Source organism: Dietzia sp. B19 (assembly GCF_014145155.1).
Classification (GTDB): domain Bacteria; phylum Actinomycetota; class Actinomycetes; order Mycobacteriales; family Mycobacteriaceae; genus Dietzia; species Dietzia natronolimnaea.
Map to the genome: position 1 here is coordinate 2,126 of NZ_JAALED010000354.1, position 12,514 is coordinate 14,639.

Here is a 12,514-nt window from a genome sequence, read left to right on the forward strand (position 1 = left end):
GAAGGAGTCTCGGACGAGGTCGTCGGGGACCTCCGCGGGGGCGACCCCGAGGACCCGGGACAGGTTCTTGCGGAGCTGGGAGTCCTCCCCTTGACGTCGGGCGGCGACGTCGGCTCCGGTCCGGAACAGGGCCCGTGCCACCGGTTCGGGGAGCGCGCGCACCAGAGCCCACCCCGCGGCGTACCCGAGGTCCGAGGCCCGCTGGCCCAGCCGGGTCATCGGTCGCCCGCCGTCGGTGACCCGAGCCGGTCGAGCCGCCCGAGGTGGTCGGCCCGTCCGCCCCACACCCTCTGGAGGACCGTGATGAGACTGCCCACCGCGACCACCGTGATCGCGATCTCGAGGGCCCAGGGGACGCCGAGACCCTCCAGGCCGGCACCGAGCAGGATCAGGACGAGGCGGTCGGCGCGTTCCATCAGACCGCCGGGCGTGCGCAGACCCCCGGCGTCCGCGCGGGCCTTGGAGTAGGACACGACCTGGGAGAGCACGAGGCACGCCAGCAGCATGCCGAGCGCGTACTTGTTGTCCGGTTCGGCGTCCACCAGCCACCACAGCAGGGACGCGAGGATCACACCGTCGGCCACCCGGTCCGACACCGCGTCGACCAGCGCGCCGTAGGGGGACCCGCCGTCACCCGCCCGGGCGACCGCCCCGTCGACCAGGTCGAGCAGGGTGCACAGGGCGATCACGATCGCCCCTGCCACCAGGTGGCCGTTGCCGAAGAGCGCGACCGCCGCCGCACAGGTCAGCACCAGCCCGGCCAGGGTGATGCCGTTCGCGGTGACCCCGATCCGGACCAGGAACGTCGCGAAGGGGTGTGCCACCTTGGTGACACCCGACCTTCCGAACTCGCTCAGCATCTGTTCCCCCGCAATCAGGTGTGGTCGGGCCCGGGCACGGTCGACCACGCCTCGGCCAGCAGTTGTCGGGTCTGACGGAGCAACTGGGGCAGCACCTTGGTTCCGCCGGTCACCGTAATGAAGTTGGCGTCGCCGATCCAGCGCGGCACGACGTGTTGGTGCAGATGATCCGACAGCGAACCCCCCGCGGCGCTGCCCAGGTTGAGCCCCACGTTGAACGAATCCGGTCGGGACACGGCCTTGACGACCCGGATCAACTGCTGGGTGTACGACATCAGCTCACGCGCCTCGTCGTCGTCGAGATCCTCCAGGTCGGCCACCTTGCGGTACGGCACCACCATGGCGTGCCCGGGGTTGTACGGGTACAGGTTGAGTACCACGTAGACATGGGCGCCACGGGCGACCATCAGGCCGTCCTCGTCGCTCATCCGGGGGATGTCGAGGAAGGGCTCCCCGGTCATACCCTCGGCGGGCTCGGGCGTCGACTCGGCGATGTACGACATCCGGTACGGGGTCCACAGCAGCTGCAGGCGATCCTCCCCCACCCCGTACTGGCGGTACCCGTCCGTCGGGGTCGGTTCCCGGGGCGTCACACCCGCTCCGCCGTGGGCACGTCGTTGCGCCGCGAGTTGATCCAGTAGACGATCTTGTCCATCGCGGCGTTCCGGGAGACCCCGTTGAGCTGGGTGCCGTCGGGGAACCGGAAGCTCACCGCGCCCGCCTCGACGTCCCGGTCGCCGGCCAGCAGCATGAACGGGACCTTGCCGGTCGTGTGGTTGCGGATCTTCTTCTGCATGCGCTCGTCCGCGAGATCGAGTTCGGCGCGGATCCCGCGGCCGCGGAGTTCGTCGATCACGTCCTCGAGGTGCTTCTCGTGGGCCTCGGCCACCGGGATCCCCACCACCTGCACGGGCGCGAGCCACGCCGGGAACATCCCCGCGTAGTGCTCGAGCAGGACGGCGAAGAACCGTTCGATGGACCCGAAGAGCGCGCGGTGGATCATCACCGGGCGCTTCTTGGTGCCGTCCGCGGCGTTGTAGGTGAGGTCGAACAGCTCGGGGAGGTTGAAGTCGAGCTGCACCGTGGACATCTGCCAGGTCCGGCCGATCGCATCGCGCGCCTGGACCGAGATCTTGGGTCCGTAGAAGGCCGCCCCGCCCGGGTCCGGGACCAGCTCGAGACCCGAGTTGGTGGCGACCCGTTCGAGCGTCTCGGTGGCGCGCTCCCAGATCTCGTCACCGCCGACGTACTTCTCGGGGTCCTTGGTCGACAGCTCGAGGTAGAAGTCCTCGAGGCCGTAGTCGCGCAGCAGCGAGATGATGAAGGACAGCACGGAGGCGATCTCGCCCTCCATCTGGTCCTCGGTGCAGTAGATGTGGGCATCGTCCTGGGTGAAACCGCGCGCGCGGGTGAGCCCGTGGATCACGCCCGACTTCTCGTACCGGTAGACCGTGCCGAACTCGAACATCCGCAGCGGTAGTTCGCGGTACGAGCGACCGCGGGAGTCGAAGACCAGGTTGTGCATGGGGCAGTTCATGGGCTTGACGTAGTAGTCCTGCCCCGGCTTGGTCTCCCTGCCGTCGGCGTCGTACTCCGCGTCCAGGACCATGGGAGGGAACATGCCCTCCGAGTACCAGCTCAGGTGCTGCGACTTCCGGAAGAGGTCGCCCTTGGTCACGTGCGGGGTGTTGACCAGCGAGTACCCGGCGGACAGGTGGCGCTTGAGGGAGTGCTGCTCCATCTCGTTGCGGATGATCCCGCCACGGGGGTGGAACACCGGGAAGCCGGAGCCGATCTCGTCCGGGAAGCTGAACAGGTCGAGTTCCGTACCCAGCCGCCGGTGGTCCCGCTTCTCCGCCTCGGCGAGGCGATCGAGGTAGGCGTCCATCGCCTCGGTGCTCTCCCACGCCGTGCCGTAGACGCGCTGGAGGCCGGCGTTCTTCTGGTCGCCGCGCCAGTACGCCGCGGAGGAACGGGTGAGGGTGAACGCGGGGATGAACTTGGTGGTGGGGGTGTGGGGCCCGCGGCACAGATCCGACCAGACCACCTCGCCCGTGCGCGGGTTGAGGTTGTCGTACGCGGTCAGTGCGCCGGCCCCGACCTCCATGATCTCCGCGTCCTCGAGGGCCTCGGCGCCCCCGGCGTCGCCGGAGTCCGCCCGTCCCTTGTCCTCCACCAACTCGAGCTTGTACGGCTCACCGGCGAGCTCGGCGCGGGCCTCGTCCAGAGAGGCGTACTCGCGCCGGGCGAAACGCTGGCCCGATTTGATGATCTTCTTCATCCGCTTCTCGAGGTCCTTGAGGTCCTCGGGAGTGAACGGCTCGGCCACGTCGAAGTCGTAGTAGAAGCCGTTCTCGATCGGCGGGCCGATCCCGAGCTTCGCCTCGGGGAACTTGTCCTGGACGGCCTGCGCCAACACGTGGGCGCAGGAGTGTCTGATCACGGACCTGCCGTCCTCGGTGTCCGCGCGGACGAGTTCGACCTCGGTGTCCGTCTCGGGCGCCCACGACAGGTCGCGCAACGCGCCATCGGGGTCGCGCACCACCACGACGGTCTCCGGGCCGCTCCTCGACTGCAGCTCCCGCTCGGCGAGGATCTTGCCCGCCGGTTCTCCCGCCGGGATGACGGTGGTGGTCACGGTGCCCGCATCCGTTGCGTCGACGTCGGCTTCCGGCATGCGGTTCTCGGACACGGGGGGCGATCTCCTCGGCAGTGGACGACGGGTGACCAGGGTCACCCGTGACGGGCGCACCAGCTCCGGTGACGGACCTGGGCCGGTCCATGCTACCCGGCGGCTCGCGGAATCCCGGACCGCCTTGAGCGGTTGTACCCGCCATGCGCATAGACATCTGGTCCGACGTCGTCTGCCCGTTCTGCTGGATCGGCAAACGCCACCTGGAGGCCGCGCTGGAGGCGTTCCGGGCGGAGCACCCCGACACTGCCGTCGACGTGGCCTGGCGGGCCTTCGAACTCGACCCGGCGGCGCCGCGGCACGGCGGGAGCGGCGACGACGAGTCCGGCGCGCAGATGCTCTCGCGCAAGTACGGCATGACGCTGGCGGAGGCGGAGGCCACGCAGGAACGGATGGCGGAACGGTTCCGGGAACTCGGGTTGGAGTTCGACTGGCGGTCCGCCAGGATCTCCTCGACCTTCGACGCCCACCGGCTGGCGGCGCTGGCCGCGGATCACGGGAAGGCGGACGAGGTCGACGAGGCGTTGCGCCGCGCCCACTTCACCGACGGCGAGCGACTCTCCGACCCGGAGGTCCTCGGGCGCATCGGCGTCGGGGCCGGCCTGCCCGCCGACGCCGTCGACCGGTTGCTGTCCGGGGACGGGTTCGGCGAGCGCGTCCGTGAAGACGTGGAGGCCGCCCGTGGGATCGGGGTGCAGGGAGTGCCGTTCTTCGTCTTCGACGGCAGGCTCGCCGTGAGCGGTGCACAGCCCGTCGAGGTGTTCGGCCAGGCCCTGGAGCAGGCTGTCGCCGGACGGCAGGACTGACTCGGCGCACCGGCTGGCCCGGATACGAACGCAGCCCCCGTCTCCCGGTCACCGGGGCGGAGGCTGCGTGTGCGGTGTGGTCCTAACTGGGTTCGAACCAGTGACCTCTCCGGTGTGAACGGAGCGCTCTTCCACTGAGCTATAGGACCGCGCGTGGCCCGATCTCCCGATCGGCACCGGAACACTGTAGCAAGCCGGACCCGCGGCCCCAATTCGGGGTCGGCGAGGCGCCGGAGCCGTGTCGGTGCCGTGCCGGTACCGTGCCGACACGCGTCCGGAGGGCCGGTGCGCGCTGGGCCGCAGAACCCCGGATCAGGGCGTCCGTGCAGGTGGAACCCGGTTTCCGGCCCCCGATTTGTGTTCCAAGTTCGGCGTCGGCTAATGTTCATTCTCGCAACGCGGTGAGCAACAGCGAGCCGGGGAGCAGTGCGGATGTGGCGCAGCTGGTAGCGCATCACCTTGCCAAGGTGAGGGTCGCGGGTTCGAATCCCGTCATCCGCTCGGAGGGATCGAGGAGCCAGGAGTCCTCACCGGGCTCGATACCTTTTCGGTGGAGTGGCCGAGTGGTGAGGCAGCGGCCTGCAAAGCCGTCAACACGGGTTCGATTCCCGTCTCCACCTCCACGCCGGAGAGATCCGGTCGGTGAATCCCGCGCGATTAGCTCAGCGGGAGAGCGCTTCCCTGACACGGAAGAGGTCACTGGTTCAATCCCAGTATCGCGCACCACGTTTGACCTGCGGCGGAGCACCTAACGGGCTCCGCCGCAGTTCTGTTTAGGGCGCAGCGAGGGCGCGTGAGCGCTCGGCGTCCAGCGCCCCGGCCACCGCTTGCAGGTCGTCGTCCCAGAGCCCGGCATATACGTCGAGGGTGACCGAGGGCCGCGAGTGCCCCAGGAGCCTGGACACCACCAACACTGACGCCCCCGCCTGGACCGCCAGCGACGCGGCGGTATGGCGCAACGAGTGCGGGGTGAGTCGCGCCGGGAACTCGGGGTCTGCCATACGACACCGAGCCACTGCCTTGTTGAACACCCGAGGCCTCCAGGTGGAGATCCGCACCGGTACCTCTCCCCCGCCGAAGATGAGCTGGTCGCGGGTCTTGCCCTCGCACTCACGGGCCATCCGCTCGACCAGGAACCGGGGCACCGGCACACTGCGCCGCTCGCCGGTTTTCGGCGTGCTGAACACCTGCTTGCCCTTGACCTCTGCGACCGACCGCGAGACGTTCACGCGAGCCCGGAGCGCGTCGAAGTCGGAGAGGCGCAGGGCGGCCGCCTCACCCCAACGCAGACCGCAGTAGCCCAGGAACAAAACGAGGGTGGTGTGCCGCTCCCCTACCTCGATCGCCAGCCGGTCCAACTGCTGGTGCGTCAGATAGCCCTTGTCGACGTGGTCGGGGGTCGGTGCCTTCAACCCGGCGGCCGGGTTCGACGCGAGCTGCTTGTCCTCGACCGCGACCTCCAGGACCTGCCGCAGCACCAGGACCACCTTGGCGAGGGTCGCGGGGCCGACTCCGTCCTTGCGCAGGGCCGCGATCCAGGCCTTCAGGTCCGAGGGCTGCACCCGGTTGATCGGCACGCCTCCCCACTTGGGCTGGATGTGGGTCTGATAGGTCCACTCCCGCGAGACCAGCGTGGTCGCCTTGAGGTGGCCCGAGATCTGCGCGTGCCAGCGCTCCTGGAGTTGGTCCACGGTCACCCCGCGAGACGCGGCGGTGTCGACGTACTCGCCCCGGTTGAGCGCGGTGGTCACGGACGCCTCGTGCTGGGCGGCGTCGCGTTTGGTCTTGAATGAGCGTTTGCGTTGGGTGTTGTCAGCGGTCCTCCAGCGGACCTGCCACCGCACCGATCCGTCCGGCGTGGTCATTTTGTGGATCGACACTGGGTCTCCTTGATGTCTCGTTTGCCCGGGGAGCGCCTCGGACGGGCTCGCCGGGTGTCGAGGCCCGGGGCACGGTCCGAGCCGCTCGGGAGCAGGGGGGGTGAGTGAGTCAGAGGCCGAGGTGCTGGCGCAATTCGGCCATCAGGTCGCGGGTGATATTGCCCCGGGCGGCGACATTGGTCTCGCCGTTTGCTCGCCGGTCACGCTCCGCGCTCAGGTTGTGGCCCCACAGTTCGACGGCTGCAGCGACCAGCCGGTCCAGGTCGACCCCGAGTGACTTCGCCGCCCGGCGGTCCGCCAGCACAGCCGATTCCCGTGCCAACTGCTCCGGGTCGGCGCTGTTCAGTTCGTCGTGGAGGCGCTGGCCCTCCGACTCGGTCACCGGCTCGCCTCGGAACGCCCCGGCCACGTCGGCAACTGCGCGACCGTTGACCAGCAGGGGTCCGTCGTGGGCGAACAGCTCGGCCAGGGACACCGGCTCGCCCCGAATCTCTCCCAGCGCGAGTGCCAGCGACAGCAAGGTCGAGACCTTGGCCTCCATCCGTCCGGCTTCCAGGTCGCTGACGCGGCCGATGGTCCAGGGCAGGCCGTAGCGCTTCGCGGTCTGGGCCACCCTCTCCAGGTGCGCACCTGCGGCTAGTCGGATCTCTCGGGCGTTGCGGCCGATGACGCGGCGCATCTCGGTCTCGGTGGCGTCGACCTTGGCGGCGAGGTCTGGGGTTAGGCGGGGCATCTCGTGTCCTCTCGGGTGGGTTCGTGGTGGTGTTGCCCTTTCTATGGTAACACGCGGTGTTCCCTTGCGTCCAGCAACACGGCGTGCTTTGATGGTGGAACCACGTTCCCGGCACACCGGGAACACGACCCGCAAGGAGGATCACATGGCAAACGAAACCGGCGCACCCGCGCTGTGGACCCCCGCCCAGACCGCCGAATACCTGCACACCACCGAAGACGCACTGCGCGTCCGCCGCTACAGGCGTAGTGGTCCGCCCTTCGTCAAGGCCGGTGCCCGAGTGCTCTACCGGGCCGACGAGGTCGTGACCTGGCTTCGGCGTGGCGGTGAGGTGGCATGACCACCGCCGAGAAGCCATGCACCCGCTGCGGAGTCGAAAAGCCGTACACCGACTACCACCGGAACGCGAAGAACAAGGACGGCTACTACACCTATTGCAAGGTGTGCGTTCTCGCGCAGCGGGCCGAGTACTGCGAGAGGATCGCCGCCGAGCGAGTCGAGCCCGCACCGACCGATACCAAGACCTGTACGGGCTGTGGCGAGACCAAGCCGATCACCGACTACCACCGCGACTCGGACAAGAAGGACGGATACAACCCTCGGTGCAAGGCGTGCGCTCTCGCCCGCACCAAGGCCTATCGAGAAGCCAACCGCGAGGCGATCCTCGCTCACAGGAAGAACTATCACGCCGAGAAGTGGGCAACGGACGCCGAGTACCGGGAACAGTGTTACGCCGCTCACCGACGCCGCCGCCGGATGTTGGCCTCGGCCAAGCAGGAGCCCTACACCCGCGAGTTGATCTTCGCCCGCGACGGCTGGGTCTGTGGGATCTGCTCGGAGTCAATCGACCCACGGATGCGCTACCAGGACGACCCCAGCACCTGCGCCACGATCGACCACATCGTGCCCCTGTCGCGTGGGGGCGACGACACCCCGGCGAACGTGCAGGCGGCTCACGGTTCCTGCAACTACCGCAAGTGCAACCGGGTCGAACACGAGGACGAGGACCTGGAGGTCGCGGCATGACCGAGAGACGAATCAGCGCCAGCCGCAGGCGGTGGCTGGACCGCCAGAAGGACCGCCACCGCGAGGAAGCGAGGCAGGAGGGCGTCGAGGTCAACACCGCGAAGTCGAAGTGGGCCTACTCCACCCGCTCGGACCCACAGCCCCCCAACAAGCGTTGAGGGCCGACCTCTTACGAGGTCGGCCCTCACCATCCGAAGACACCTACCGAAGCGACCGGGACCCAACCGGCCGCAAGACCCCTGAGGAGGGACCGAAGATGCAAGACCATTTCACCACCCCGAACGTCCGCGACGAAAGCTCCCGGCCGTGGCGGGCTGCGCCGCCGAAGGACTCGCCGTGGTTCAGCGACCTGGAGATCTGGGAGTCGCTGGACTCCGAGTCGATCCACCACGTGCCGGAGGGCGTCATCACGCCTGAGATGCGGGCCGAGTCGATCCGCGATGCTCGCCCGTTCTGGTGGGCACGGAGTGCCAACGTCGCCGTCGCCCTGGTGGAGGACGTCGACCGCGATGACTACTTCCGCATCGTCCAGGGCGACTCCCTGACCAAGTTGGTCGCTCTGCTCCGGAACGGTGTCGAGTGGCCGGACTTCGTGGACGTGTCCGAGCCGTTGCCGTGGTTCGAGTTTGAGGTGCACTGCGAGAAGGCCCTCGGAACGATCCGGGCGGTCGCTGCGGCTGCGAGCGTGCTGGAGTCGCACTACTTCGATGCGGATCCGATGTCGGGCCGGTGGGCATACCGGCTGGGCAAGCGCAGTGCGCGGATCGCCTCGCTCCCGCTGATGTCGAAGGTGTGGGTCACCATCCGGGACATGGGGACGACCGGCGAGCTGGTCGGCAGAACCGACCAGGAGATCCACGACGAGATCACCGAGATCCTGCGCAAATAGCTCCCCGAACGCCTCGACGGGCGGGGGTGGGCCGCAAACCCGCTCCCGCCCCGAGAGGCCGAGGGAAGACAACGAAGACCACCGAAGTGACCTGCCGGAGAGAAGAAGACGATGCCGAAGATCAACCCCAAGCCGTGGCGCGACCACGCGGCGAGACTGGCCCTGATGGGTCTGCACGTCGTGCCGGTCGCACCCCGCACCAAACGACCCCTGGTGGCCGGGTGGATGGAGGCGGCCACCCGTGACCGAAGCCAGATCCGCCGCTGGGCCGACGAGCACCCCGACGCGAACATCGGAGTTGTCCTGCGCGAGCACCTGGTGGTGGACGTGGACGATGACGAGAAGTTCGCCGTGTGGCTCGACGGTCGCACCCTGCCCCGGACCATGACGGTTCTTACCGGGCGGGGCCGGCACCATTACTACCGTCTCCCCGGTTTGGCGGAGGGTCTGCGGACGGCCAAAGCTCCGGGGGCCGACCTCAAGGTCTCCGGGCTGGTCGTCGGACCCGGTTCGGTCCACCCCTCGGGGGCGACCTACCGTCTGGCCTCGCCGAACACGATGTCCGACGCCCCCGACTGGCTCATCGAGCAGGTCGTGCCGACGCCCCCCGCCGTCCCGGAGCAATGTGGGGACGGCGAGTGGACCACCCAGCGTCAACTGCGGGTGGTGTCCACGCTGCTGGCCGCCCGCGAGGGCAGGCGCAACGACCTGGCGTTCTGGGCGTTCTGCCGAGCGCACGAGTCCGGCGTGCCCGAGTTCGCCAACCGCGTGCGGGGTGCGGCCCTCGGACTGGGCCTGGACTCCGACGAGGTCGCCCAGTGCGAGACCAGTGCCGCCAGTCGTGTCGCCCGCGACGGACAGGCGGTGGCGTGATGAGACTCTCGGACGACCTGATGGCTGAGCTCGAACGAGTGGTCGCTGCCGAGAACCGTGCGGCGAGCTACCACCGGACCGACACCGGTACCGCCCGGGCGCTGTTGGATCACTTCGGCCGCGACCTGCTCGCGGTCCGTGGCACCTACGACGAGTGGGCGACGTGGGACGGCGAACGGTGGGTGTTTCGCAAGTCGGGCCAACTCACCGTCGAGTTCGAGCGTGCGGTCTCGACACCGCTCCAGCGGGCCGCCGCAGAGTCGCCGGAGGATGAGGCTCTCGCTCGTTGGGCCAACACCTGCAGCAACACCTCGAAGATGGTCGCGGGCATCCGGCACGCTCACAATCTGGCGCAGACCGCCGAACGTGGTCTGTCCGTCGACCTCGCCGAGTTCGACACGGCTCCCGAGTTGCTCGGGGTGACCAACGGTGTGCTCGACCTGTCCGGCGACGAGCCCGTTGTTCGGCCGCGCACCCGCGACCTGTTGCTCACCAAGTCGACCTCATGCGAGTTCGACCCGGACGCCACTCACGAGGCGTTCACCGAGTACCTGGACCGGTTCCTGCCCGAACCCGACCTTCGCGAGTTCGTGCAGCGGGTGTTGGGTTACGCCGCCGTGCGCGACGGAAATCCCGAGCGGCTTATGGTCTGGCTGCGGGGGGAGACCTCGACCGGGAAGTCGACTCTGGTCGAGTGGACTCACAAGACCCTCGGGACCGGCTATTCGATGGCGACCGACCCGTCGATGTTTCGGGAGAAGCGAGAGGCGGGGGCGACCTCCGAACTCGCGCACTCGCTGAGCAAGCGGTTTCTGGGCCTCAGTGAGTTTGGGTCCAGTTCGAGCCTGCACGTGTCGATCATCAAGCGGCTGACCGGTTCGGAGTCGATCTCGGCCAGACGGGCGCACAGCCCGGTGGTCGAGGAGCGCATTCCGGCGTTCACACCTGTAGTCGCCACGAACGACGTGCCCCGAGTGGACGACCCGGACGGCGCGTTCAAACGTCGGCTGATGGTGGTCCCCTTCCGGCACCAGGCTCCGCCGGACGCGAGCAAGAGCCGCGTGAACGACCCGGAGACCTACCCGGCCGTCCTGGCGTGGCTCGTGCGCGGCTACTTCGCCTACAAGCGGGATGGGGTCGCGCCGGACACGTGGCCCGGGGCAGTGAGGGACGAGACGAACGAGACCTTCTTCGACCTCTCGCCGGGTGATCGGTTCTGGGATGAGTGCGTCGAGGTCGATCCGACCGCCCGAGTCCTCGCGCACGACTTCACGAGCGCGTTCCGGGAGTGGCAGGGCGACCAGGGGATTGACGAGTCCCACCGCCTCACCCTCGACCAGTTCAAGCAGTGGGTGGCCAAGGAGAAGGGCTGGCAGACCAAGCCGCGCCAGGTTGCCGGGAAAAACGCCCGCTTCTACGTGGGCCTGCGACTCCGGGAGGCGGAGTGACTACGGGTGCACTACGGGTGCACTACGGGTTCGTCGCCCGCACCCGTAGTGGGGCCTCACCCCCTCTGACCTGCAAAGAAACACTCCAAAAGGGCCTTCAACTACGGGTACTACGGGTTTGTTGTCAGGATTCGCGCACGCGTTCGCTCGCCCACGGGCACGCACGAGCGCACGGAAGCTTCCTCTGTTCCGAAGGTGTAGCACCCGTAGTGCCGGGCGACGGTCTGGCCCTCCGTCGCAGGTCAGAGGGGGTTCGAGGGAACTACGGGTGCGTCGGCCGTGCCCGTAGCTCGCCCGTAGTGCGACCCGTAGTGCTTCTCCCTCCCCGCCCCGCACTGCTCCGGCCCGGAGCCCACAACAACGACGCCCAGGAGGCGCAGATGACCAAGACAGACACCCGAGACCCACGAGAGGCATAGCGATGACCGGCAAACACTGGGAGCACTCGGAGTGGCCCCGCCCATGGCCCCAGCATGCGCAACGCGAAATACAGATCAGGCAGAACATACTGCCCAGGCCCCAGGATTGGATGGAGCGCGGGGCCTGCGTCGGGAAGTGGCCCGAGTGGGACCACACCATCGACGGCGAGAGCCCGCCCGAGCGCAAGGCCAGAAAACGCCGGGCCGCGAACATCTGCCGCACCGCGTGCCCGGTCCTGGCCGAGTGCCGGGCGTGGGCGGACAGCGCCCAGACGGTGGGCGAGTTCGGTGTCGTGGCTGGGCGGGCGACCCGGTCAGCGCCGAACCAATTCGAGAGTCGATGGGTCGAGGTCGCGTGAGGGGGAGGGGGGGCTCGCGCCGCCAGCAGCTCAAATTACCGCCCTGACCGGCGCATATCAGGGCGTCTCCCCCCAACATTGTTCAATGGGCGGTCGTCAACCCCGATTGACGCATTCACTCGACCCCTCTCCGAGAGCGCCTCCCGCGCTCCGAGAGGCTCCGATCCCCACTCGCATCCGCTGAAAGACTCCGAGGCCCTCCCCGGTCCACGGAGGCACACGAAAGAGGTATTCCAATGAAAAGCGACGCCATCACGAGCGCCGATATCCGCCTGGCCGAGACCCTTCTCGGCACCCGAGCGGCAGACAGTGACCTGTCCGATATCGCCCGTGACCACTTGGTCAGCACCTACAAGCGAGCCCTGGCAGGCGAGGCCGACGCGATCGGTGACCTGGTTCGCGGACTGGCGGCCACCTACACCGTCGCGGGGTCCGCGCTCGTCCTGTGCAGTGACCGGTCACCCGAGGTGGCGTTGGCGCAGGCTGCGGACTACCACGCCGCTCACGCCGACGAGCGCCACGCCCGCCC

At 68.5% G+C, this 12,514-nt stretch carries 14 protein-coding genes, 4 tRNA genes and 1 pseudogene; 12 read left to right on the forward strand and 7 right to left on the reverse strand.

Annotated elements, in window-relative coordinates:
* From G6020_RS17090 to thrS, 4 genes and pseudogenes are all read right to left on the reverse strand, one after another.
* A pseudogene (locus G6020_RS17090) lies at window positions 1-219 on the reverse strand (phosphatidylinositol mannoside acyltransferase); the annotation flags it as partial.
* Window positions 216-860 (reverse strand): phosphatidylinositol phosphate synthase, encoded by a 645-nt coding sequence (gene pgsA / locus G6020_RS10600; RefSeq protein ID WP_182610601.1) that lies wholly within the window; start codon window positions 858-860, stop codon window positions 216-218. The pseudogene G6020_RS17090 and the gene pgsA, both read right to left, overlap by 4 nt.
* 14 nt (window positions 861-874) lie before the next feature.
* On the reverse strand, window positions 875-1,453 hold the full coding sequence (locus G6020_RS10605; RefSeq protein WP_182610602.1) for an HIT domain-containing protein: 579 nt from the start codon (window positions 1,451-1,453) through the stop codon (window positions 875-877).
* Entirely contained in the window at window positions 1,450-3,537 is a 2,088-nt protein-coding gene (thrS, locus tag G6020_RS10610) for a threonine--tRNA ligase (RefSeq protein WP_182610616.1), read from the reverse strand. Before thrS ends, G6020_RS10605 begins: the two co-directional genes overlap by 4 nt.
* 158 nt (window positions 3,538-3,695) lie before the next feature.
* On the opposite strand from thrS, the gene G6020_RS10615 reads away from it, so the two are divergent.
* Window positions 3,696-4,358: a DsbA family oxidoreductase gene (locus G6020_RS10615; RefSeq protein WP_179525388.1), complete on the forward strand. Its 663-nt coding sequence runs from the start codon at window positions 3,696-3,698 to the stop codon at window positions 4,356-4,358.
* A gap of 77 nt (window positions 4,359-4,435) precedes the next feature.
* Here G6020_RS10615 and G6020_RS10620 read toward each other — a convergent pair.
* A tRNA-Val gene (locus tag G6020_RS10620) sits at window positions 4,436-4,507 on the reverse strand.
* Between the two features lie 279 nt (window positions 4,508-4,786).
* On the opposite strand from G6020_RS10620, the gene G6020_RS10625 reads away from it, so the two are divergent.
* The 3 genes from G6020_RS10625 (at window position 4,787) to G6020_RS10635 (ending at window position 5,084) form a co-directional block, all read left to right on the forward strand.
* Window positions 4,787-4,859 (forward strand) — tRNA-Gly (locus G6020_RS10625).
* Window positions 4,860-4,907: 48 nt separating this feature from the next.
* Window positions 4,908-4,981, forward strand: a tRNA-Cys gene (locus G6020_RS10630).
* A 28-nt stretch (window positions 4,982-5,009) separates the two neighbouring features.
* Window positions 5,010-5,084: transfer RNA gene (locus tag G6020_RS10635), tRNA-Val, on the forward strand.
* 47 nt (window positions 5,085-5,131) lie between these two features.
* Here G6020_RS10635 and G6020_RS10640 read toward each other — a convergent pair.
* Both G6020_RS10640 and G6020_RS10645 read right to left on the reverse strand, forming a co-directional pair.
* Complete coding sequence (locus G6020_RS10640; RefSeq protein WP_182610603.1) at window positions 5,132-6,238, reverse strand: site-specific integrase; 1,107 nt, start codon at window positions 6,236-6,238, stop codon at window positions 5,132-5,134.
* Window positions 6,239-6,347: 109 nt separating this feature from the next.
* Window positions 6,348-6,971 carry a hypothetical protein gene (locus tag G6020_RS10645; RefSeq protein WP_182610604.1) on the reverse strand — a complete coding sequence of 208 codons (624 nt, stop codon included), beginning with the start codon at window positions 6,969-6,971 and terminating at the stop codon, window positions 6,348-6,350.
* A gap of 145 nt (window positions 6,972-7,116) precedes the next feature.
* On the opposite strand from G6020_RS10645, the gene G6020_RS10650 reads away from it, so the two are divergent.
* From G6020_RS10650 to G6020_RS16615, 8 genes are all read left to right on the forward strand, one after another.
* Window positions 7,117-7,311 (forward strand): helix-turn-helix domain-containing protein, encoded by a 195-nt coding sequence (locus tag G6020_RS10650; RefSeq protein WP_182610605.1) that lies wholly within the window; start codon window positions 7,117-7,119, stop codon window positions 7,309-7,311.
* Window positions 7,308-7,997 carry an HNH endonuclease gene (locus tag G6020_RS10655; protein ID WP_182610606.1) on the forward strand — a complete coding sequence of 230 codons (690 nt, stop codon included), beginning with the start codon at window positions 7,308-7,310 and terminating at the stop codon, window positions 7,995-7,997. Before G6020_RS10650 ends, G6020_RS10655 begins: the two co-directional genes overlap by 4 nt.
* A complete protein-coding gene (locus tag G6020_RS10660; protein WP_182610607.1) occupies window positions 7,994-8,155 on the forward strand; it encodes a hypothetical protein in 162 nt (53 codons plus the stop codon). Before G6020_RS10655 ends, G6020_RS10660 begins: the two co-directional genes overlap by 4 nt.
* 98 nt (window positions 8,156-8,253) lie before the next feature.
* Window positions 8,254-8,886, forward strand: a complete 633-nt coding sequence (locus G6020_RS10665) for a hypothetical protein (protein ID WP_182610608.1) — start codon at window positions 8,254-8,256, stop codon at window positions 8,884-8,886.
* 111 nt (window positions 8,887-8,997) lie between these two features.
* Complete coding sequence (locus G6020_RS10670; protein WP_182610609.1) at window positions 8,998-9,759, forward strand: bifunctional DNA primase/polymerase; 762 nt, start codon at window positions 8,998-9,000, stop codon at window positions 9,757-9,759.
* A complete protein-coding gene (locus G6020_RS10675) occupies window positions 9,759-11,207 on the forward strand; it encodes a phage/plasmid primase, P4 family (protein ID WP_182610610.1) in 1,449 nt (482 codons plus the stop codon). Before G6020_RS10670 ends, G6020_RS10675 begins: the two co-directional genes overlap by 1 nt.
* Window positions 11,208-11,736: 529 nt before the next feature.
* Entirely contained in the window at window positions 11,737-11,985 is a 249-nt protein-coding gene (locus G6020_RS10680) for a WhiB family transcriptional regulator (RefSeq protein WP_182610611.1), read from the forward strand.
* A gap of 236 nt (window positions 11,986-12,221) precedes the next feature.
* A partial coding sequence (locus G6020_RS16615; protein WP_194306084.1) for a hypothetical protein occupies window positions 12,222-12,514 on the forward strand: 293 nt, incomplete at its 3' end.

Excerpts from the sequence above, each read along its gene's own strand:
- pgsA (WP_182610601.1), bottom strand. The coding sequence starts at position 860 with ATGCTGAGCGAGTTCGGAAGGTCGGGTGTCACCAAGGTGGCACACCCC.
- thrS (WP_182610616.1), bottom strand. The coding sequence starts at position 3,537 with ATGCCGGAAGCCGACGTCGACGCAACGGATGCGGGCACCGTGACCACC.
- G6020_RS10615 (WP_179525388.1), top strand. The coding sequence starts at position 3,696 with ATGCGCATAGACATCTGGTCCGACGTCGTCTGCCCGTTCTGCTGGATC.
- G6020_RS10645 (WP_182610604.1), bottom strand. The coding sequence starts at position 6,971 with ATGCCCCGCCTAACCCCAGACCTCGCCGCCAAGGTCGACGCCACCGAG.
- G6020_RS10650 (WP_182610605.1), top strand. The coding sequence starts at position 7,117 with ATGGCAAACGAAACCGGCGCACCCGCGCTGTGGACCCCCGCCCAGACC.
- G6020_RS10655 (WP_182610606.1), top strand. The coding sequence starts at position 7,308 with ATGACCACCGCCGAGAAGCCATGCACCCGCTGCGGAGTCGAAAAGCCG.
- G6020_RS10660 (WP_182610607.1), top strand. The coding sequence starts at position 7,994 with ATGACCGAGAGACGAATCAGCGCCAGCCGCAGGCGGTGGCTGGACCGC.
- G6020_RS10665 (WP_182610608.1), top strand. The coding sequence starts at position 8,254 with ATGCAAGACCATTTCACCACCCCGAACGTCCGCGACGAAAGCTCCCGG.
- G6020_RS10670 (WP_182610609.1), top strand. The coding sequence starts at position 8,998 with ATGCCGAAGATCAACCCCAAGCCGTGGCGCGACCACGCGGCGAGACTG.
- G6020_RS10675 (WP_182610610.1), top strand. The coding sequence starts at position 9,759 with ATGAGACTCTCGGACGACCTGATGGCTGAGCTCGAACGAGTGGTCGCT.
- G6020_RS10680 (WP_182610611.1), top strand. The coding sequence starts at position 11,737 with ATGGAGCGCGGGGCCTGCGTCGGGAAGTGGCCCGAGTGGGACCACACC.